This window comes from Acetobacter malorum, assembly GCF_001580615.1.
Lineage (GTDB): Bacteria > Pseudomonadota > Alphaproteobacteria > Acetobacterales > Acetobacteraceae > Acetobacter > Acetobacter malorum.
In genome coordinates, this window is sequence record NZ_LHZC01000046.1 from 1 (window position 1) to 21649 (window position 21649).

A 21649-nucleotide genomic window follows, 5' to 3' on the forward strand; every position below is an offset into this window, starting at 1 on the left:
CATCCAGGCGCACGCCAAGGTTAACTTCTAAAATTTGGACGGCTTCTCTTACTTACGTGGGGAGCCGTCTTAACCACTGCCATGGAACCGTTATTCCTTGATATAGCAAGGCGCTACTTTATCCTTGCCGTTTTCTTAGTGGAGTTGTTACGTTGCAACGTCTTGGTAAAATCGAAACTTCATAGGATGAATGATTGTGTGTAAAAATATGAAAGCAAAAATAGAAAAATGCCCTTGTTGCGAAACACAGGATAGGCTTTCCCTTGTCACGGTCGAGGGAAAGCTGGCGGTTGAATGCAGTTTTTGTTCGCATAGAGGTCCAGAAGTGAATTGTGAGGAATTCCCGTTCCCCTCAAAGTGTTCCTCAGCAGCCACCTCAGCGTGGAACCAAGACTCAATTCGGCGTTTAGCCTTAATTCCGGAAATCCCATTATTTGGCCTCGCTGAGCCGCGCGCCTCAATGCAACCTATAAAGCGCCAAGCACTTTTGTGATTCCATGAGGCAGACGTCCCTGTGATAACAGGGACGTCGCTGGAGATAGGGTGCTGTATCGATTTCTGAGCGAACGAGTCATAAAAAAACGCCGCGAGAAGCGGCGCTTTAGTGACATGAGAGAATTAATACTGAACTTTGTACAGGATTTACGAACAGTATATCTCAACCTTCCATGAGTTGTTCTCTCGGGGTCAACATATCGCCCCTTTGTCGTTGAGAGGCTTTTTGCCAGCGACAGCATGGTCTGTCAACAGGTTATTAAGACTTTTCCTTGTGATTTGGCCTTGCGCATTTTCTTCAGCGCTCGACCGGCGCAATTTACCGGTTCGGACCAATCAAATGGAGCGGGTTGCTGGAATATGCGCATGGTCTCATACCATGGTGTCTCGACCTTGCCGCGCAACCAGCGCCAGCATTGATCGTAACGGGAGAGCATGATTACTGGCTTGCCCATGGCCGCTGCAAGATGCGCAGTAGAGGTGTCAACAGCGACGACGACATCCAGATTAGCTATCAGCCCAGCCGTATCGCTGAAGTCCTGTATGTGCCCGGTAAGATCGATCATTCGCATCTTGGCAGGCGGGGAGAGTGCCTGATCTGCTTTGTCACCAACCTGAAGACTGTAAAACACTGAATCTGGAACGTACTGCGCGAGCTTGGTGAATGTAGAGAGATCTGTTGAGCGCCGCCTATTGGCCAGTTCGGCTTCCCTAACCTCGCTATGCGCGCCTCCAGCCCATACCAGGCCGATATGCAGAGATTTTTTGAGCCTTTCCTCCGCTTCAGCTCCAAATTCTTTAAGCAAAGCCTCAGCCTGCAGCTTCTTCCATTCTGCTATGACAACGGGGGGCGGGGCTAGATACCCTCCGGCCATGGGGATGGAATCAATCGTTGCGCCCAGGGCGAAAGGCAGGCTCATTACGGACACTTGCGCCAGAGATTGACCCATGCCCGACTTTTGCCCGTGGGCAGGTTCTATATCACCTTTCTCTTCAATGATCGTAAATGTCGGGAATGAGTGTCGCAGCAGAGAGAGAAGTTCCGCGCGCGCGGTGAGAACCACATTCCCAGAACTGACTATTTCAGCCTGAGGCAGGAAGCGACAAAACTGAATCATGTCGCCGTAACCGCCCTCCGTGGTCACGAACAGCGTTCCACCGGGCATGCTTTCGCCCTGCCATGTGGGCACAGTGAGGCCAAGGCGCTTTCTGTAGGTTGTCCAGCGCCACTCGTATTCTCTGAACCCCTCCAGATAATTACCTTCTCTCAGAAGTGAGAGGGCGTTGTTGGTCCTGGTCTGCTCATTCTCCGGGTCGAGCCTGACTGCCATTTTATGGAGTTTTCTGGCGAGGGCAGGGTTGTCCCCAAGCTGGTCTATAGCGAATGCCAGATTGCTGATCGCTAGTGGATGGTTGCCATTCAGCTTGACGGACTGCTGATAAGCCTGGACGGCGCCGCGATAGTCCTGGAGGTGCGTAAGAGTGTTCCCCAGGTTGCACCAAGCGTCTGCCATTTCCGGGGCCACCCTCACTGCACGTTTCAGTGCAGTGAGGGAGCCTTGGAAATCGTTCGTTTCAGACAGGGCCGCGCCATAGTTGCTCAGGATAAGAGCATCATCAGGGTTCAGTTCCAGCTCAGACCGGTATAGGCGAAGAGCCTCCGTCATATCCTTTGCTCGATGGGCCTTGATGGCAGCCTCTGCAGCCGGTGATCTGGCTGTAGATGTTTTCCCTGTCATGCCGTAACCATTTTTGGGTCCGAGAAAACTGCATCTGCAAAGATGCGCACTTCCCGGCTAGACAGTCCGTTCTCCCTAGCCATATCGAGGACCTCAGGACGGGTGAGGCCCGCGTTAACGGCAATCTCTGTGATCAGCCGAACAACACTCATCTCCTGCCGGGAGAATGTATGAGCATAGAACGCATAATCCTCCCAGGCCTCATGCACATTAGGCGCCCATGCCATAAGAATTTTCAGGATAACCTCAGCATAAGCACGGATCTCAAATTGAGCGTGACCATCCACACGCAATCTGAGGAAGTGCAGAAGGTTATGGAGGTCGATCTTCCAGTACCATTCTGTGTAGGTGTTCAGAGTGAGATTGATCCTTGCGAGTTCGCGTGCAAGCTGCTTGTCGCCTTCAGGATTAATCATATCCTCGTAGTTCTTGTAATTTCGCTCAGCGTCAGCTTTGAGGAGGTCGATAACCTCCAGAGCCACTTCAGGCGCAACCCTTTCACCACGGCCCTGCTTGTTGCTCTTGCTCTGAGTGGCGATGTGCTCCGGTGCAGGCAGGTAGAATTCGTTGGCAAGGATTGAGTAGCGGGCCGAGTATTCATTCACGCTGGCCATTCTGTGCCGTATCCACTGCCGGGCAATGAAGATCGGCAACTTGATGTGGAACTTGATTTCGCACATCTCGAATGGACTGGAATGGCGATGCCGCATCAGATAGCGGAGGAGGCCGCGATCTTCGTAGACGCTTTGCGTTCCTATGCCATACGAGACGCGTGCAGCCTGCACGATTGCACCTTCATTACCCATATAGTCGACGACACGCACAAAGCCATGGTCGAGCACAGGCCAGCCAAGGCCGAGGATATCGTCCATTTGCGGGGAGGATACGCGAGCCTGGTGTGCGAATTTTTCACCCTGAATGGGGGTAAGGCCAAGATTTTTCATGACCGTGACCCCATCCATATCTCCAGTGATGGATGGTGCACCTTCTCTGCCGACCTTTCCGCCTCCTATCGGCGTAAAAATCGCACCGTCGTGGACAACGGGGGCCGCATCTGTTTGTTGGGCTGCGCCCGCGGTTACGTCGAGATTTGAAGGCGACTTAAGACCATTTCGGGGCGCAACGCTCCCACCATCAGTCACTTCGTTTGACAGGTCAGGGGTGCAGGCCCCTCCGCCGATATAAGATCCATCGTCAACCTTTTGAGCGGGGTTAATCCCTATCCCTCGAAAATTGGCATGTTCATTCAAGACATACTGTCCTTTTGGATTTTGGAAGATCTAAAGCCATACATTCCGCCCTCGCCAGCCTAGGCGCGAAGCAAAACCAACATGTCCATATCAAGGAAAATATGGTTTTTGTCCATCATGTGATGATTGGAACCATGGATAAAATTCATGGTATTCAAGGCCAGAGCGGCCGCCGGAGAGATAGGCAGGCGCATCTAAAGCCTCATCTCAAGATAAGGATCAGATTAATGGAATATAGTCAGCACTAACATCGTAAGGGCCAGAGCGGGCCCCAATGGGAGACCTTCCGGGTTTGCCTCACCTTTCTGGTCAGCTCCAAATTTATATGAAAGGAGGCAGAATGCGAGGTGAGACATTCCAACCAGCCCTACGAAGACGGCAAATTTATCAATACCAATCCATGCGCCACATGCTGCTGCCATCGTCATGTCCCCACCGGACATGAAGTTACGCTTGGCGATGATGGAATGAATGACCATTGTCAGTGTTATGCCAAACCAGAATGCCATAGCACCATAGATGGAAGCGCTGGTGATCTCACTGATCTGCGCGCTCAGAAGGCCAAGAAGAAGCATGGGCACGGTGAGATATCCGGGCAACCATCTGTCCTGTAGATCAAGCAGGGCAAGCGTGAGAGCGAACGTTAGCCCGATAATCTCCATACAGACCACTAAGGAGGGGGCAGACATCAGGAAGGCACGAACCCCTCCGGTAATGGCTATGGTCACTATGCCTAAGAAAATCAATGTTCTCTGGCCCGCCAGATGCATGGGGGCCGGCCTGATATCACCCACCACAGGAAGCCAAAGAACGGCAGCATTGATCATAAACGGCGCGAAAAGTGCCCAGAAGAATGTGAATATAACGAGTGTTGTGTGGTCGGTTATCATTGTTCACCATGCGGTCTTGAGGGAGGGAGGTGATTTGCAAGCGAGCGCGCTTATTCGTCGTCATCATCTCCGAACAGAGAAAGCATTCCGCCCTCAGCATTGGCGGTGACCTCCACCTGTTCCTCAGTCTTCTTCTGCTCAACTTTGACAATCGGCTCTTTCCCGGCGGGAGTAGATGGCTGGGCCGGGCTGTCTGTCCCCTGATGTTCACTGGCGGGATCTTCTTCGGATGCACCAGTGTCCTTGGAGGTGGTCTCCTCTGAAGAGGCTACTCTTTCCCCATCCTCTGCCTGATCTTCATCTGATTCAGGCTCATATTCTTCCTGATATGTGTCCGATTCAGAGAACCCTGTATCCTCATCTTCTTCCTCCGGCGGAGGATACTCAGCCGCGCCACTCGCACTCGGATGGTCCTCAATTTCCCCTTCGCTCTCTCCCGGTGCCTCGCCGAAATTACTCGCGCCCTGCTCAGATGAGAACAGGTCGTCGAGCATTGAAGAGCCACCATCGCTATTGGTCTCCGCACCTTCTTCAGTCGCTGCCGAAGTGCCGCCCCAGGCAAGGTCTTCGTCCGGATTTTCCGGGACGCCAGTCACGTCGCCGCTCTGGCTTGTCTCGGCGGCCGCCTCCTCTTTGTCTTCCTGATCGTCGTCCCGCAGCAATTCTCCAATCCTGTTGGCGTCTGCCAGGCCCTGCATGATTGATGGGTTGGCCGTGAGTTTGCTACCGTCGTCGAAAGGAATATGTTTCTCGTCGACCGTAGCCTCATGAGGCGTATTGGGTTTTGCCGTATCAGCCGCAGTTTCCCAGGTGTCAAAGCTAGGTGGCGGAGAATAATGGTCTGTGCCCATACCCCCGCGACGTGGTGGCATATCACCGTAGCCGCGTGAGGTCTGACGATCATAGCTGCCCATGCCCCGGCTGCTCCGTCCAGCGCTCGTCCAGTCTCCACTGGCAACGGGCGGCGCAGCTACGGCTGTCTCATCAGGAGCGCCAAAGGCTTCATCGCGCTTCATGACCATATATGCGATAGCCGAACAAGCGATCTCGATAAGAGGGCGGCTGGTACCACCCTCCGGGTTCACGGCGCATGCGAGGTCCAAGATATCGTCACGCATGAAAGAGCTGGACTCATCCTGACCATCATCTGACTGATCTTCAGGGTCATCAGAAGTGCGGAGGTCTTCTTCTCGATATCCCTGCATGTTTTGCAGGGCCTCTCGGGAGGCTTCCTTCATCTTGCTGATCTGATCATCAGCAAGCAGTTGAGCAAGGATTTGCGGGGAACGGATGTTTATCTGCAGATCTGTAGGGCTGGGGCGTGGGACCGGTATGAAATAGTTCGCAGAGAGCCGGATTTTCTTCAGATCAACGGTTCGTTCGGGAGCCGCGTAAAATGCCCGCATACGGATAAGCTGGCCGAGGTGCGTCAGATGCCCTTCGCCTGCTCCCTGTGATACGAGATCAATCATGTCGACGCGGCTGATGTCTTCATAACTGGACGTGTCGCCCATAAAAAACTGGTCTTTAGAGGGGTCGCGTCGATCAAAGGTCTGGGCGCGCGCCCTTGTAATCTTGCCGCCACGCTTAATGGCAAGATCCGCAGTCGAATTCGGATCTTCAATTTTCATGAAGAATTTCGTGGAGGTGTTGCCGATTACCGCGTTCGCAATTTTCTGGTCGATACGCCCCATGGAGTCCAAGTCCTGACTGGCGTAGATCAGGCAAAAACCACAGCCTCGGGCCTGCGCAGCGATCAAGTCCATGCCAGGAACCAGGTAATAGCCGACCTCATCGAAAACAACGACAACTGGTGAGTTCGATGTGGTTACCCGGTTTTCAACAACCTGGTCCCATGAACCCTCCACCACAGACCCCAGGGTCGCTGCCATCATCCCTTTCATAGTGGCGACGACGATCTTACCTAGAGCAATGATCTCTTCCATGGCTTTGCCGAGTGCTGGCAGCATGATGATCAAAACGCGGCGGTTAAGCACCACGTCATACATGTCTACTTCGCCGTACTGGGTCTCAAAGATATACCCGTAGACTTTGACCAGTGTGCCAAGCACCTTCTGGAACTGCATCAGAAGGTAAGTGTGCTGGTCTTTAGGCACCTTCTCCTGATCCATGGCCTTTTTGCGCATGTCGACGTTGATCGAGTTGAGGTATGTCTGGACACCTTTCCGGATCTTGGGCGGCATGTCGGGATAGTTGTCGGGACTGGCCAGCTCCATGAGCTTTTCCAGCGTCATGAAGTCCGAGATAACACCCGCGTCCAGTTCAATGATCCCGCGGTCGCGCAACCAGCAGAGAGCATCCATTTCGCCAGTAAGCATGTCGATGGCACGCGATTTCCACGTGGCGCCGTCACCACCCGCATCATCCATGAGACTGGCGACCATCTGAGTAAGGTCGGCCGCGCTTCCGGAGGCAAATGGGTTCGTCGTATTGGAAGATTTCCTTCTATAACCCGTCTGCCCTGGAAGGCTTGAGTTCATGAAATTCATGATTAGAAGGTTGTCTTCGAGACCTAACTTCCTGAGCATCACGAACGTCTTGGCAAAGAGGGAGACGTCGCCCTTGCCATCGACGTAAATGAAGCCAGACCCCCAGGATAGCGCGTTCGCCCCGTAACCGATCAGCGTCTCGGTTTTGCCGGCGCCTGTGGTGCCGATTACCGTAAAATGCTGCCGAGCATCGGAGTTCGTAAGCCAAACTTCCTCGCCGGTCAGAATGTCATTCCCGAGATAGAATATCCCGCCTGCTTTTCGCGCTTTCCCGCCGATAGTCTCTCTGGGATCTATTTCGCCAGACTGGATGGGCTTTTTCAGCGGAAGAACGCTTCTCTTTCCGCATGACATAAAATAGAGGACCAGGGAAAATAGCATGCAGGCCACCCCTGTCTGGGGCACAAAAACCAGCATCAGAACCGTGGCAAACTGCAGCATCTGCAGATTGCTGATCTGCCCCCACCATTTTCTCCGTTTTTGGGAAGCGGTCTCGATATTGATGGTTGTCAGGTCTGGAAGGATTTCCTGACCATCAACTGCGCCTCTGAAATCTTTCCTTGCCATTATTCTGCGCCACCCGCCGGGAAAGAATCTTCGTTTTCTGGATCATCCGCGAATAGCCCCCAATGATCCCCCCACATGGCGAATGATTCCATCAGGGGCGTCATATCGAGGGATCGGCCACCATCACCCCCGAACTGAACGCACTGCTCAAGAGAGGCGGCGATCGCCATCAGAAATGTTTGAGGGGATGAAAGCTCTAGGGCAGTAACAACGAACCCCAGAAGAGACGGGCCGTCTTCTTCCTGCGCGGATCGCATAGAAAAAGAGAACCCACCTTTCCCCTTTGTTTTAAGGACAAGTGGGCATGCCCACTGAGCAGCCGATACGAGTATGACGGGGAGCATGCCGCGCGCATCGGTCAGATCATGGATTGAATACTCGACGCCACTGAACATACAGGGGCTGCCGCCAATGATCGCAGACATAGTCGCCGCCATAGCCATAATTATCGCATCGGATGACGAGAGAGGGGGCGCGCCGCCTGTCGAGAGTGTGGGGATGCCAGAATTTACCGTGACGCTTTGTCCGGCGGGGATCGACCTGGAGGGGGCGTCATTTGGCATGGATGGGAAAGAACCCATGGCCGGAAGGCCGTCGTCTTCCTCATCCTCCTCTTCGGAATAGTCTTCTGGCTGAGTGTCCGGGTGGTGGCCCGCCTCAGGTTCATCCGCATCAGCTATCCCGTGCTGGCCTTCATCCGCATGAGAGGTAGAGACAGTGCCCTCATGAAGTGTGGTCCCCCTCTCTTCAGCTTGAGGAACTGCTTCGACTGACGGTGCGAAATGCTGTTCCTCCATAGGGGAAGGCGCAGGTGTGGGCGTCACAGGCTCAGTCTGGGACGCATCAGACGTTACTGACCGAGTTGCGCCGCCCTCTTCCTTCTGCTGGTCGTACGGGGCTATGCCGGGGAAGGTCTCCTCATTTATCCCAGAAGGTTCAACATCATCTGTCGGAAGATGAGAGGAGGTGTGTTCCGCTGTTTGCTCGACCGGCAGGCTGACGGCGTGATGTTCCTGCTCTGCGGACCTGTCGTTTGCATCCAGTGGCTGAGCAGCGGTGCTTTCGGTTTCTTTCTCCCTATCGTCACTTGTCTCTGCAGCTTCAGGGTGCGGGGTGCCTTCGCAGTCTGTGGTTTCGGCTTGCTGCGCGTGTAGGGGAGGGATGGTCTCCAGGGGTGGCAGATCGGGTTCTGACGGGGGCGATGTATTATCCCCCCCCGTCTCAATATCTTCCCCATGCGCATGGCTATGACCAACATCTGAGCCATCAGCCGCTTGTAACGGATTAGATACTGGTCTCTCGGCCATATCCCGGCACGGGACGGCAAGACCCTGAGCGATAATGTCTGCCACCTCTTCGAATGTTCCGCTGACCCATTCTGCGTAGGTTGCGCTCTCAGGAGAGGGGAGCGGGGTCTCATCCTTGTTGAATGATGACAAGAGGAAAAATTTGTGCCGGAGGGTGTCATCACCTCCGATTGTATCGAGTAAGGCCTGATGAGAAGGAGGCGGAGTATCTGCCGTCTCCTGCAGCCAAACACAAACCACCATATCCTGGAATTCAGCGTTCCGGGGGCGTATGGCCAGGATCATAGGCATTTCGGCTGATCCGGAAATATCCTGAACAATGTCAGTTTCCAGGACCTTAGATCTCAATGATGAAAGGATCTGCTCTCTCAAACTGGTCATCAGCCTTCACACCTAGCGCATAGCCCTTGAAACACCCCCCGCCAGACCATTACGCTTCTCTTCAGAAAGGCCTGTTGCTCGGGTATTTCGCCGTTATCCTTGAGAGTGTAGCGAACGGAACCTTGAGTATTTAGGGTAAAGTGATGGTTAGTTATAAAGTCATGAAAATGACCTGCTTTTTTTGCAATATTTCTTGTGACGGGGCCTGATAATGGACGACAAAACGATCTCAGCAGCAGTGTCGGGCTATGTTGAGCCAGCACCTTCTCGTGCAAATTATCGTCCGACAGTAAGGAGTATGCCGCGCATCAGGACATCCTCTTCTCATGAGGCAAATGATGTCGACAATCCTTTGGTTGTGTGGATTGCGGGACTGGATCAGATGCGGGGCTTAGAGGTCGTCAGGAAAGATACCTACGACGTCATCTACGCGAAACCGTCCGTTTCTAAGCGGTTCTCGCTTGGCGATGACGGGGCGGTAATGGAATTGGGGGTTCAGGAACAGGACTGCCCAGCCTTCTTGTCCGCAGGGTGGAGTTCAGCCGGGTTCGTTCGGAAATCCGGCGATTACCCATGGCTGGCGCTGTCTTCAGAAGGCGTGGTTGGCATGGCCGGACAAAGAATGTCGCGCGGTTTGAAGCTTTGGCTTCCCGTTCAGCCTGAACTTGCCAGATTTTGGGATAAGCCTCGTTCTGATGGGGCGCCACAGTCTTTGAGGGTGATAGGGATCAGTGTCACGCGACGCCGCATTTATACAGGCGAAGAGCTTGTTACGGTCCCTCTCTCCCTCATTGGCGGGTGGGGGTGCCTTTGATCACCCCTGATCGCGTCCCAGTCAAAGGTGGAAGTCTACGCCGATAGTCAAAGAAGCGTTGGCAAGCTAGTTAGGCAAGATCTAATAGTTCTTGTTTGACGGCCTCAGTTACAACCTGGGCTAATTTGCATGGTACTGCATTGCCAATTTGGGTGAATATTTTTGATTTAGGCCCGATAAATTCATAGTTCTCGGGAAAAGTTTGTAAAATTATTGCTTCATCTATTGTTAGTCTTCTAAGACGCGAAGGAACTTCTTGGTATTCCCGTATGCCTCGCCCGTCTAGTAAGGACTGGTGGAGCCCTTCAACCCAACTTGGCATGCCGAGATATAAATGGTCCTCGTCCACAATTGGCGTCCTGTTGCCCCCCATACTGGCCGGTAACGTGCTGGACCAAGTGTCAGGATTCAGAGGCCTACCTTGTCCGTTGAACAGCATTCCGGCGTAAGGTGACTTCCTGAGAATGGGGCTTTTGGCCAAGGTTATTTTTGCTTTAGTCGTTCTCGGATTTGTGGGGCAACCCGCTGGCCCCAGATGCATGATCGCCTCCCGCACGCAGACCGCTCTCTTTTTTCGGCCCTCGAAACTCTTTGCCGTCACAATGCGGGTTTTGGTTAAAGAGCCAATTATGAACATTCTCTCTCGGGATTGAGGAACGCCAAAATCCCTGGCATTAAGAATAACCATGGAAATTGTATATCCCAGAGAAGACATTCTTCTGAATATTTCTTCTCTTATGCTTCGGAATTTCTGAAAAGCGCCAAGAGCTTTGACATTCTCCATTATGAACGCCCTTGGCCTAACCAGATCAAGAGCATCGCAATATGAAAACACAAGCCTGGAGCGAGGATCGCTCAAATCCATTCTGCCGGCGACCGAGAAGCCTTGGCATGGCGGACCTCCGATCAGAAGATCGATGCCACTATAATTGGACAGAGCATTAAGGTTTTCGTCGAGACCTCCCTCATACAAGAGGGTTCTCTTATGGTTCGCCTTGTAGGTCCTGCACGCGTATGGGTCCAGTTCGTTGGCGGCCACAACCTTAAAGCCCGCATTTTGCACCCCAACGTCCATGCCGCCAGCGCCGCAAAAAAGAGAAATAGCTCTCATGGGGCCTCTTCAGATTTCGCAGGCCATGAATTCCAGAGTGAATTTTAGATGATTTCCGCTCTATAAACCCATGCACAGTCAAGGATAGACTGGTTCCACAAGGAAACGATATGAACGAGAAATCGATAGTCAAGGACAGTTTGAAATAACTCTGTTTGAGTCAAGTAAATGTCCTTGAATATGCACAAAGCTTCTCGCTTGCATGCACAAGGAATAAGATGAGTTCATCACTCAGGTATTGTGATGGGATTGGAATGTCTAGGGCTGTGGAGCAGGGAGCTCGTTTTACCAAGTTACCAGAGCATCACTCCAGAACTGAACCGGAGCATGACGTTTTGTCATCCCTGACCTCATCATCGCTCAAAAAATAAGGAGAGCGGCAACATGTCGCAGCACGAGAACCCATCTCAACCTCTTCCGCGTATTGAACGCCCGGAGCACCCGCTGTCTTTCCGACCGGTTCATGATGAGCGGGGGCGCCTGACGGTCCTGGAAGGTATCGGCCGCCTCACTGGCGGAGAAGAGCAGGTCCTTGTTGTGGGGCGGCCACAGGCAGCAGGAGATCTCACTGGGGTCTGGGAGATCCTGGACGCCGTTTCACCACGTTCACCCAAGAAGCTGGAAAGGGCGTGGGGCATGGATCTTTTGCCTCACGATACCCTGAAGCGGAGAATGGGGCAGGTTGTCGCAGATGTTGAACACTCGATACTTCACCCTGAAGTTCTGGGGCGGAAGCTCAGTTTGAAGGAAATCCGGGCTTCAGAACTCCAGAACACTCCGTGGGGCAAGCCGGATCATATTACCGTTTTCCGCGTTGATCCTGAATCTGGCGCTCCAGACATCATGTCCGTTTCCACTCCCGGACATGGTGGCTTCGTCCTGACCGCGAGGGCGCAGGCGGGCATGCCGCCCAGCTTGAGGCTGGGGGCGGGGAATGTTGGCTTCTACGAAGAAGACAGTGATTGGACACGAGTGGCCCTCGCTCATCCGGAACTCTTTGTGCCTGGCGATCTGGCAAAAGCTGAAGAAATCATCCGGCATTGGGATCCCCAGGCATGGGAGCAATTTTACGGGCAGAAGCTACAGCCTGGGCAGTCAAGCGTGAATGACCGGGCCAACTTCCTCTCATTGCACGAACATGATCTGATTGCTGTCTCTGCTTGTTTGGCTCCAGGGGATGAAAGCAATGTCCTGGTTACTGCTGTGCCCGGTGAAAACCGGAACCTGATGGGCACGGACAAAGAAAAGCAGTTCATTATTCCCTATGACGAATACCGAGCGGGCCAGGTCGATCCCGTCTCAGGTCGCAAGCTCGGGATTTTCGTGATCAATCCTATTGTTCATGCGGAGTATGACCCCGAGCCTTCTCACGCACCCGTTCCGGGAATGTGACTAACTTTAAGTCGCCCCTTGAGGGCAGGAGCAAAAGCTATGCTTAACGCGAAAAATAAGGCTTCTTCTAACCAGTTGCCGGAGCACCCTTTGTCTTTCCGATTTTCTTCCGGCAGTGGGAGAAGGTCTCCGACAATTGAAGGCCGGGGACGCCTCGCGGGCGGAGAAGAAAGGGTTTTGATAGTGGCCCGGCTCTTCACCCAAAGACCAGAAAGCTCACAGTTTTGGTCCATCACCGGGCTAGTAGCAAAAACCGGAGAGGATGAGCTTGAGCTCAACACGTCCCTTCACAGAAGGTTCGACCCCACTGAGCAGGGGGTCGGTCAACTGAAGCGGGAAATGAGCCAAATTATCGCTGATATCGAAGCCCAGATTACGACACCTGAATTCAGAGGCCATTCTCTCACGGCAGATGAAATTTCTGATATGGGACGCGAAGCGACCTGGGAGGGCGCGCAAGAAAGAATGGATGAGGTTCGCATTATTCGTGTGGATGCGAACTCTGGGAGACCCGACATTTTATATGCAGCTACAGGAGGTGGAGGAGGCTATATTTTACGGGGTTCAGCCCAGAAAAACATGCCAGAATATTTGCGCCTCGGGGACATAAAAGAGGGATTTTACGAGATTGGCACCGACTGGATGAGAGTTGCGACAATCTATCCCGATTATTATACGCCTCGACAGCAAAAAACAGCGGAATCTGGCCTTAGAAACCTATTCCCCTCTGCATGGGAGACTCACTACGATCAAAGGCTTCTCCCTGGGGAGTCTTTCGCGAGAGACAAAGAAGATTTCCTGATTGCTCATGCTGATGACCTAATAATGATGCAGGCAAGAGCCTCCCCAGGAAATGACAGTCTAATGATTGTGACGGCCGTTCCTGGGGGAGATCTAACCCTTATGGGCACAGATCAAGAGAAGACATTTGTGATGCCCTATTCAGATATATACGATGGTGGTGAGGCGGCGTCTCCTGGACGTGACCTGGGAGTGGTACTGGTCGATCCAACGAAATATCCTGAATACGTCCCGGAAGGAGAGCCTTCTCCCGGAATGTAATTCTGATCTCCGGCTTATGATGAAATGGGGCCTCTCCAACTCAAAACAGAGAAGCCTGCTGGCCACGGAGTTTGCTCTCCCTAATCTCCTTGATTGTGGCCAGCTTATCTTCGTGCCGTTTAATCCTGTCTTGCACCTTGGCTTTGTCAGCGTCATCAGAAGCTTTCAATGCGTTCAGCCTTCTGATGGTGGTGAACTCTACAGGGCCATATTTGTCGGTCTGAATGGCACCAGCCTTAACGGCCAGCGATCGCTTGCTGACGCAGATGTCAAAATGGACCCAAGACGCCTTGGGAGGAGTTTGTATCCACTTCCTAGGCACTCCAATCTTATCGGCCATGTCCAGCAGCTCAGCCTCAGTGTCTGCCCACATATGGCACATTAACATCCTGCGGTATGGAATGCGGACATCATCAACAAACACGCTCATATCAGTATATCCTCTCTGTCGTTGCCGCTGCGGCTTACCAATCACTCATCTCTTGCGGCGCAGGCCTCAAGGTCGATAGTCAAATGCGAGGCTGGCGAAACACAGACAGCCTTGTCTTTTCGGAGTTTTTCTCTTCCCAGCTCTTTCGTGACGGCATGACGGAGGGCGCTTACCGCCTCCCGAGCCAGATCAGCGTCGATATCGGCGGAGGTAAGGGCTTCCTTTAATGTCGGTTTCCCGGACATCCGACGGTTCCACACTCGGCAATATAACCGCAAAGCGCCATCGGCCTCATCGGAGAAGATCTGTTTAACAAGAAGAAGCCGCTCCAGAGCGGCCTGCTTTGGCGCATACGCATCAGATTGGAGCCAAGAATAAACTTCGCGCCTCTCGACCAGACCGACTTCCGCGATGGCAGAAATCGGCATTCCTGCATTTCTAATGTCAACAATGACTGCCCTTAAGGAAGGGAGCGTAGTGGCAAGAGTGGGCAATTCATCCCTCCGGTGAAGGAGGAAGGGCAGCATCGTCCTTCGCTGGCAGCGAGGCCTCGCCGACATCTGATCCGGGATGACTGCGGAAAACATTGGGCTTCTGCATCGCAAACCCTCTGCGCAGCATACTACCGGCCACGGCGATAAGTAGCGGAAGGTTGCGTTGACTGAATGTGCGGCGGAGCAACATGTTCATGTTGACACAGTCAAGCCTCTCGATCCCTCCGGGAATTTCGGCTCCTGGCGCAGCCATCGCTTCACGCTCAGACAGCCTTCCGCGCTCCTCTGCATGCAGCAGGGCGCGACGCAGGATCTCTATCTGCCGGTCAGACATATGCCCTTCCCAGGACTTTATGATCCGCTGAAGCTGCTCATGGCTTTCATTAATTCGTTTTTTTGTCATGAAAAATGCCCAATTTGAAAATTCGTTTCTGCAGGGAATTTGCCAGATGTGGCGTAAGGTCACGGCTTTCAGGACGGCATCCCGTTTTGCCGTGGCAGGGCGCCTTGGTCCTTGGATTAGACGATGCGCCCATATCTTTGCTCGTATCGGGGGGTCATGAGGCGTTTCCGGAAATCTGAGGGGGCTTAATCTCAAGGTGAGACCCCCAATAGTCCACACCATCCACTCTAACGCAGACCGTTTTTAACGACATCGTCTGACGATCGAAAGATCGGACGCCTCCCAACCTGCCGATGATATCGGAGGGGAACCCTTCTCGGCGCCCTCCGTAGGATATGATTAAGGGCGTTTTCGGTTTCGCTATTTCCACAAGCTCTCCAATCCTGAAGCCATGGAACTTGCCCTTGCCGATATCCGGCGAATAATGTGCCGCCACGCACTGAAGGCATTCTCGGATACTGTCGCCCCAGAAATCTTTCCCATCTGGTGCTATTGCACCGACCCCCCGTTCGTTCGCGGTGATGTTTAGGCTCAGGCGGTCAATAAGGTCGAGATAATCGCTGTCAGTCATATTCTGTTATTCCTGATTGGTTTTGGCGGTATCCGGTCGCAGTGAACTGCCCGCTTCCGCGATTTTATTTACTTCACGTGCCGTGAGAATATGCCCTTCGCGCGGGGTTTTGGACACAGCATTGATATCGGTCGTATCGAGATCGGCGGGGGTGCTGAGCGCATATCCGCTTACATCCGGATAGGCAAAAGTTTCCATCCGGATACCAAGCGAAAAACCAATGGGGTGCGCACCGGAGAGGAAGCCGAACGGCACGATAGGAGGCCCAGCCTCAAGAAACATCGGTCCCTGATCTGTTTCGATGAAATCCAGAGTGCAGTTATAGCCTCCAGGTGGAACCTCGCCTAAATAAGCCTCAAGGTCATTAAAATTCGGATGGTGCCGAACCGGCATATCTGCTCCCGCTGCCAATGACTTCCAATCGTCGACATCAAAGAAAGCAGGGCGCTGCTGGCGTAATTTAGCAGTATCAATGATCTTTTGTGCGGCACGCTCCACAGCAAGAGCCATGCAGGCATCTTCTTGCCCTCCGTCATGCGCCCAGGAGTAATACGACGAAACCCCCGTTACGATGCCGTCTTTGATGAATGCGCGCCACTCGGCCGGCCATGCGCCGGGGCCGGGTACTGGCGTATTCCTGCGGTGTGGATCAGATGCGACCATCCAGCGAGACGTCTTCACCCATGGACGCGCAACAAAAACGTGCCTGTAGTTTTCTGGGGTCATAGCAGCGCATTGAATAATCCTCTGATCGTGAACGTCGATGCGCCTCCGGTTCCCGTTTCGTATCCAGCCCGGCCCAGTTTCCAGATCCTGAGAGAAAGTGACTGGCGCAGGAGCAGGGCCAGCCAGTCCTGCCCCGGCCAGAACCTTGAGACCAGTTGCGCCACAGCGCACGTATCGGACCATTTCATTATCAGACACGGTATCCATCGCGTCCGTGATCTTTTGGATAGCCCGCTCATACAGCCGGTCAGAGTGTTCGCCCGTGGCGATGGAGAGGGAGCCTCGCCATCCCATTTTTTCAGCAACATCGGAAATCATTCTGAAAATGCGCAGTCGTTGAAGAAGTGACTGAGGAACTTCACCCGAAAGCGCGCCCATTTCGGCGGCGCTCAGATCAGCAATCGCACGGGCCGGGACGAATGGCACTCCAGAATTCTCAACGATGGGCATCCACGCAAGAAGGTTCATGCAATCGAAATCGCCATGGTGGCCTTCTGAAATATCCTCCGGAGAGAGATAGCTTCCTGCTACGGCTTCATAGTGAAGTGCTAACTCCTCTATCCCCTCAAGCTTTTCTCTCAAAGATGGGCCGCCAGCTCTCGGCTTCAACATCCAGGAGAGCCGTGCCAGGGCTTTGCGGGTCTCCGAATAAACAATACGATCTTTGACGCTCAAAGTCAGTGCAGACAGGGCCTTCCTTGTCGCAATCAGATACTCATAGAAGGTCATGCTCTTTCCAGGCTCTCTACAGGTTCGGCTGGCGGCATGAGGGAAAAGAGGCCAGGAAACGCCATTCTGACCCATTGAATGGGAAACCTGACCCGGATCTCACTCATATCATCTCTGTTTAACATTCTCGGGTAAGACATGATGATACTTGCCAGAGATGACCAGTCATCCGGGGGGTCATAGCTTGAAGGGGTGCCAGAGAGTTCTCTGTTAAGCTTATTCTCAGCCAGGGCGCATTCCGGGTGGTGACGGCTCTTCCAAAAAGTTCCGCAGTAACGCCCTCCACAAAGCATGGCCTTCTCGCCTTTCGCTATAGGGCCATTACAGCTTTCACAGCGATAAGTTTTTCGGCAGATAACTTCCTGGGGGTTTCTCCAAAAATCTCTCATTGGGGGGCCTCACAAACATGCTGGGACATGGATTGCATTCTATCCGACGCTTTCCACCCAAGGGGCGTATGCCGTTGGGATTTGCCGCATTTCTTCTTCAATGATCTTCTTTCCTGTCGCGCCAAGTTGCCCAACATAAACGCCTTGATTGTGAAGGAGATTTTTGCCCCCGTTGCGGCAATGATATCGCTCATAGTCTGCACTGCGATATCGCTGGCCTTTTCAGTTGTTAAGGAATTGGCCTTGATCCAATCCATTGCCACCAGTGAACAGGCATTGATGTCGGCATCCCAAGGCTCTTCAAGCCATCGTCTGATAGCGTAATCCATAGCATCCCCGCACAGAATGTAATTCAGACTAGCAAGGACCGTATCACCTGCCTTGCAGCGTGCAGTGAAGTCTCCACCGCCTGGCGCAAGAGACTTCAGCTCGGCTGATCGAGCTGAAGTTCTGCGGAGGGCAAGGTAGTCAGTCCTAACGGAAGCCATCTTCCGGGCTGCGTGAACGTCTTTCGTCAGGGCCAGTGTCAGGGCCATGCTAAAAGCGTCGCAGTAACCTTCTTCCAGAACATCCTGCCCGCTACCGCCACTCCTACGATTTTCCTGAGAGTGCTTGAGCAGAACATGGGCCATTTCATGATGCACTAACATCATCTGACCGAATTCCTCCTCAGAGGTGGAGATGGGGCAGCCCACGGATTGTGAGAAAATACTTGTGTCGTCATCCTGCAAAATAAGAGTGAAAGGCCTTGAATCTCTTTTCAGAAGGTTGCCCCACATCATAATTCTGGAATGCCGCCTACGAGAGCGGTTGAGATCACCTGCCTGCCGGTAAGCTTTGGGGATGCGACCGCCAGAGCTATGAACGACCTCAATATATACGGGCCATCGCACCGTGCGATCACGCCCTCGCCGCAATGGTCGCCATGTTGTTCCCATGGGGATTTCTATCAGTTCGAGTTTCCCGTTACGGTCGTAATGATAAGAAAAACCAGCCATGCTTAATTAAGAAACCCATGATTTCGACAAGGTAAAAACCTAACCTTGATCATGGCCATGGACAAGGATAAAAGCTGATGCCCGGCACAGAAAGTTTCTTTCTATATCTTTGATCGATATGGAAAGAGGCAATCCTTGCTAAAAACAGGCCGCGACTGATGCCACGATAGCGAAGGATACGGAAAGTGCAGATCTGGCGAAGTTGGGGATGCAGGAGGGCATCGCCTGTCGCGCCGGGGAGGGCCCGAGATCGATAATCGTTTCTTCCCCGCCTTCTGCGATGTAATCATCAAATGCCCCGTCTTCAGGGGGGGGGCAAGGATAAGCAATGATATTTCATTGCCAAAAGAAAGGATCTGTCAGAATGAGGAAGGCTATGAAGAAGCTAGGGATGTCTTTCCCTTTCGCGGTCGTCGGAGCCGTTGCTGCGTCTCTTCTCGTTAGAGGGGCGCTGGGTGACGTTCGGACGTTCAATTCATGTCAGGGTGGGGTATGCCGCAACAAGAAGTGCGAATAGCGAAGGTTGGGTGAATCTGCAAACAGAAGAGGGCTTCGCCATAAGCATCATCCCATCCACCAGAACATTTTTTATGCCCCCCCGAAATCTGATGACGTATGCATCGCCTGTGCTGCGCAGAGACGCATCCCTCATTCATCCGTATTCGGCGGAGGGATATCGGGGAAGATGCCCTTTTCAATGTTAGCTGCAATTCGGTCCAGGGCTTTGCGTGCGGCCACTTTAGCGGCCTTGAAGTCCTGCTCCTCGCCAACTTCAATAGCTTGCCCACGCTGGGCCGGATAACCATAAATCCCCCAGCTTTTGCTTCTCCCTCCGTTATAAGCGACTGCAACGCGGTCAGACACAGCGCATGGAAGCTCGTAAGAATCCATCCACTGAGAACTATGTCGTAAACGCCATCTGCGTGATGGAGGCTTATTCGCAGACATGATTTAACCTTCCATTCAACAATACAATCCTTTTTAACCGAGAATTTATCCATGTGCAATGCATGAAAATACATGCTATAATTAGGTATAAATTGAAATTAAGGATTAGGATAAAGTCATGTCTTCCCATGATGTAGATGACCAGGTTGTCATTCCCGGACTCGCGCTTGAGGCCGGTCTTTCACCGAAGGATGTGAAGACATCGTTTTTTGATGCTCCCGATATCGACCTCTCAATCTACGACAACATCATCGTTTGCATGTCAGGCGGAAAAGATTCCATCGCTTCTCTGCTCAGGATTTTAGAAATGGGCGCTGACCGCGATAAAATCGAGCTTTGGCACCATGAAGTTGATGGCAGAGAAGGCAGTTCCCTGATGGATTGGCGCTTTATGACATCCTACAACAAGGCGCTCGCGGCAGCCTTTGGATTTCCTCTTTACTTTTCGTGGCTCGAAGGCGGTTTTGAAGGGGAAATGCTGAAAAACAATAGCTATGGCCGCCCCCACAAGGTTGAAACCCCGGATGGCCTGATCACCCTTGAACGAGACACTACGCGGGCCAAGCCCTCGACCCGTCTGAAGTTCCCGCAAGTCTCTGCGAACCTCCAGACGCGCTGGTGCAGTTCTGCTCTCAAGATCGACGTGGGCCGTCGTGCGCTCAATAATCAGGCGAGATTCAACGGCAAGAAGGTCCTCTTCATCACGGGGGAGCGTCGGGAGGAGAGTGCCAACCGGGCGAGATACAGCCAGTTGGAGCGACATGCTTGCGATAGACGGGAAGGAAGACTGGCGCGGCACGTCGATGCCTGGAGGCCTGTTCTCGCGTGGTCTGAGGAGCAGGTATGGGATATCATCGCCCGTCATAATGTGATTAGCCCAGTCCCATATCGCCTCGGCTGGGGGCGCTCATCCTGCATGAAATGCATCTTCAACGACGCGACGATCTGGGCGACCATCAATAAGTATTTTCCCGGTGAGCTTGACGCTCTGGATGCTTATGAGGTGTCGTTCGGCACAACCATTCGTCGGGACAAAAAGGGGATCATGGACGTCGCTAAAATGGGCGTTCCTCTGGAGATCACGGACCTCGCCGCTCTCAGACAGGTCACCCAAGAGGATTACACCCTTCCGATCTTCTGTGGTGACGGAGAATGGGTGCAGCCTGCTGGCGCGTTCCTGCGCACTGGGTGTGGGCCTTCCTGACGGCAGACGGAGAGCGGGCTGCTATGATATTATCCCCGCCCTTCAGGGCGGGGCTTTGGGCGCATCAGGCTGTGAGTAAAAATCAGCCTTGAGGGGGGTGATCGCCTAAGATTTTACCACTGCCTTTTGCGGTAATCTCTCCTTTGAAATCCAAAATTTCGGGGAGATCTCGTATCTTCGGACAATTACTGATTGCCACACCTGTCGTAAAGGAAAGGCGCTGCGGAAGAGAGGTCAGATCCGGGCAGTCAATGAGGGTTAGTTGACAGACATCCACTTCTTCTGGAGGCACCATAAGAGAAGGGCAGCGGATGACTGTTAAGGTTCCGCCTCTCACAAACTTTGGAAGGGTAGAGAACTTATGGCAGTCCTCGACGTATATGCTGGCCGCTCCCCCCGCAATATCTCCTGCCTGTTTACAGGCAGGTTATGCTCCGCCTGCTCCCGATTAAGGACTGAGAGAAGTGTCCTGATCGGGGGCGGGCGAGACTGCAAAATTGTCTGGGTAGCGAATGTCTATGCCAGTGCTCTCCAACGCCTGCGGTATTTCAATGCCGTCGCAGTCTTCAATATAGATCGTCTGCCCCACCTTCAGGTCATCAGGAAGCCTGCGGATGTTTTGGCAATCATTAACCTCCAGATCCCCGCCAATACTGAAATTTTCCGGGAGAACAGATAGGGCAGGACATGAGGATAGTAGCAGGGACCCTTTGATGGTCCATCCTTCAGGGAAGGACTTGAATTCGCTGCATTCGCTGACCACCAGAACTTTATTAACGTTTACCCCACCCTCAATCGTCCTGAGCGAATTGCAGCCCACTATTCTCAGGTAATCGACATCAAGAGCGGTCGGCAGCTTCCCCAGAGACGGGCAGTCGGAAAAGCTCATGCCTTTGGGAGAATGAATTCCGTCAGCGATCTGCTTCAAAGAGTGGCAGGAGATCACTTCGATACGCTCAGCGACATGCAGATCAGCCGGAAGAGATTCCAGAGCGCCACATCTGTTGATCTCAAGGCGACATGGAACGGAGAGGCCTGCCGGCAACGCCTTAAGGCTTTTCAGGCCTGTGAGATATAAGCTTTTTTCCAGCTTCCAATTGTCTGGGAGCTGGGTGATGAACTCCGCCCCGGCGATTTTGTCGAATGACACCGAACCATCCGGCTTGAAGGCTTCTGGGAAGTTCCGCTTCAGTTCGTCAACGGTTTTGAACGCTGTTTGGGTCATGAAAAATACTCAAT

At 53.0% G+C, this 21649-nt stretch carries 18 protein-coding genes; 4 read left to right on the forward strand and 14 right to left on the reverse strand.

The window, feature by feature from the left end; translation table 11 throughout:
• Nucleotides 1–743 precede the first annotated feature (743 nt).
• The 5 genes from AD930_RS06200 to AD930_RS06220 all read right to left on the reverse strand — a co-directional run bounded on the left by AD930_RS06200 (nucleotide 744) and on the right by AD930_RS06220 (nucleotide 9049).
• A complete protein-coding gene (locus AD930_RS06200) occupies nucleotides 744–2162 on the reverse strand; it encodes a tetratricopeptide repeat protein (RefSeq protein ID WP_061505515.1) in 1419 nt (472 codons plus the stop codon).
• A gap of 68 nt (nucleotides 2163–2230) precedes the next feature.
• A complete protein-coding gene (thyX, locus tag AD930_RS06205) occupies nucleotides 2231–3178 on the reverse strand; it encodes an FAD-dependent thymidylate synthase (RefSeq protein WP_156476911.1) in 948 nt (315 codons plus the stop codon).
• Nucleotides 3179–3708: 530 nt separating this feature from the next.
• Nucleotides 3709–4374 carry a prepilin peptidase gene (locus tag AD930_RS06210; protein WP_061505516.1) on the reverse strand — a complete coding sequence of 222 codons (666 nt, stop codon included), beginning with the start codon at nucleotides 4372–4374 and terminating at the stop codon, nucleotides 3709–3711.
• Between the two features lie 50 nt (nucleotides 4375–4424).
• Nucleotides 4425–7451, reverse strand: coding sequence for a TraM recognition domain-containing protein (locus AD930_RS06215; protein ID WP_061505517.1), 3027 nt, complete (start codon nucleotides 7449–7451; stop codon nucleotides 4425–4427).
• Entirely contained in the window at nucleotides 7451–9049 is a 1599-nt protein-coding gene (locus AD930_RS06220) for a hypothetical protein (protein WP_156476882.1), read from the reverse strand. Before AD930_RS06220 ends, AD930_RS06215 begins: the two co-directional genes overlap by 1 nt.
• Before the next feature lie 301 nt (nucleotides 9050–9350).
• Between AD930_RS06220 and AD930_RS06225 the strand changes: the two genes are divergently transcribed.
• Nucleotides 9351–9953: a hypothetical protein gene (locus AD930_RS06225; protein WP_156476883.1), complete on the forward strand. Its 603-nt coding sequence runs from the start codon at nucleotides 9351–9353 to the stop codon at nucleotides 9951–9953.
• Nucleotides 9954–10023: 70 nt separating this feature from the next.
• Here AD930_RS06225 and AD930_RS06230 read toward each other — a convergent pair whose 3' ends face one another.
• Nucleotides 10024–11064, reverse strand: coding sequence for a DNA cytosine methyltransferase (locus tag AD930_RS06230; protein ID WP_061505520.1), 1041 nt, complete (start codon nucleotides 11062–11064; stop codon nucleotides 10024–10026).
• A gap of 384 nt (nucleotides 11065–11448) precedes the next feature.
• Between AD930_RS06230 and AD930_RS06235 the strand changes: the two genes are divergently transcribed.
• Nucleotides 11449–12456 (forward strand): DUF7007 domain-containing protein, encoded by a 1008-nt coding sequence (locus AD930_RS06235; RefSeq protein ID WP_061505521.1) that lies wholly within the window; start codon nucleotides 11449–11451, stop codon nucleotides 12454–12456.
• Nucleotides 12457–12495: 39 nt separating this feature from the next.
• Nucleotides 12496–13518: a DUF7007 domain-containing protein gene (locus tag AD930_RS06240; protein ID WP_061505522.1), complete on the forward strand. Its 1023-nt coding sequence runs from the start codon at nucleotides 12496–12498 to the stop codon at nucleotides 13516–13518.
• Nucleotides 13519–13558: 40 nt separating this feature from the next.
• Here the strand turns inward: AD930_RS06240 and AD930_RS06245 are convergent, their stop codons facing one another.
• The 7 genes from AD930_RS06245 to AD930_RS06275 form a co-directional block, all read right to left on the reverse strand.
• Nucleotides 13559–13948 carry a DUF4031 domain-containing protein gene (locus AD930_RS06245; protein ID WP_082781729.1) on the reverse strand — a complete coding sequence of 130 codons (390 nt, stop codon included), beginning with the start codon at nucleotides 13946–13948 and terminating at the stop codon, nucleotides 13559–13561.
• Between the two features lie 41 nt (nucleotides 13949–13989).
• Entirely contained in the window at nucleotides 13990–14376 is a 387-nt protein-coding gene (locus AD930_RS06250) for a hypothetical protein (protein WP_061505523.1), read from the reverse strand.
• A gap of 67 nt (nucleotides 14377–14443) precedes the next feature.
• Nucleotides 14444–14845 (reverse strand): hypothetical protein, encoded by a 402-nt coding sequence (locus AD930_RS06255; protein WP_061505524.1) that lies wholly within the window; start codon nucleotides 14843–14845, stop codon nucleotides 14444–14446.
• Nucleotides 14846–14999: 154 nt separating this feature from the next.
• A complete protein-coding gene (locus AD930_RS06260) occupies nucleotides 15000–15416 on the reverse strand; it encodes a hypothetical protein (protein WP_061505525.1) in 417 nt (138 codons plus the stop codon).
• 6 nt (nucleotides 15417–15422) lie between these two features.
• Nucleotides 15423–16871: a hypothetical protein gene (locus AD930_RS06265; RefSeq protein ID WP_061505526.1), complete on the reverse strand. Its 1449-nt coding sequence runs from the start codon at nucleotides 16869–16871 to the stop codon at nucleotides 15423–15425.
• A 385-nt stretch (nucleotides 16872–17256) separates the two neighbouring features.
• Entirely contained in the window at nucleotides 17257–18042 is a 786-nt protein-coding gene (locus AD930_RS06270; protein WP_061505527.1) for a hypothetical protein, read from the reverse strand.
• Between the two features lie 864 nt (nucleotides 18043–18906).
• Nucleotides 18907–19149: a hypothetical protein gene (locus AD930_RS06275; RefSeq protein WP_061505528.1), complete on the reverse strand. Its 243-nt coding sequence runs from the start codon at nucleotides 19147–19149 to the stop codon at nucleotides 18907–18909.
• A gap of 175 nt (nucleotides 19150–19324) precedes the next feature.
• Between AD930_RS06275 and AD930_RS06280 the strand changes: the two genes are divergently transcribed.
• Nucleotides 19325–20410 (forward strand): phosphoadenosine phosphosulfate reductase domain-containing protein, encoded by a 1086-nt coding sequence (locus tag AD930_RS06280; protein WP_061505529.1) that lies wholly within the window; start codon nucleotides 19325–19327, stop codon nucleotides 20408–20410.
• A 448-nt stretch (nucleotides 20411–20858) separates the two neighbouring features.
• On the opposite strand, the gene AD930_RS06285 is transcribed toward AD930_RS06280, so the two are convergent.
• Complete coding sequence (locus AD930_RS06285; RefSeq protein ID WP_061505530.1) at nucleotides 20859–21635, reverse strand: hypothetical protein; 777 nt, start codon at nucleotides 21633–21635, stop codon at nucleotides 20859–20861.
• Between the last annotated feature and the right edge of the window lie 14 nt (nucleotides 21636–21649).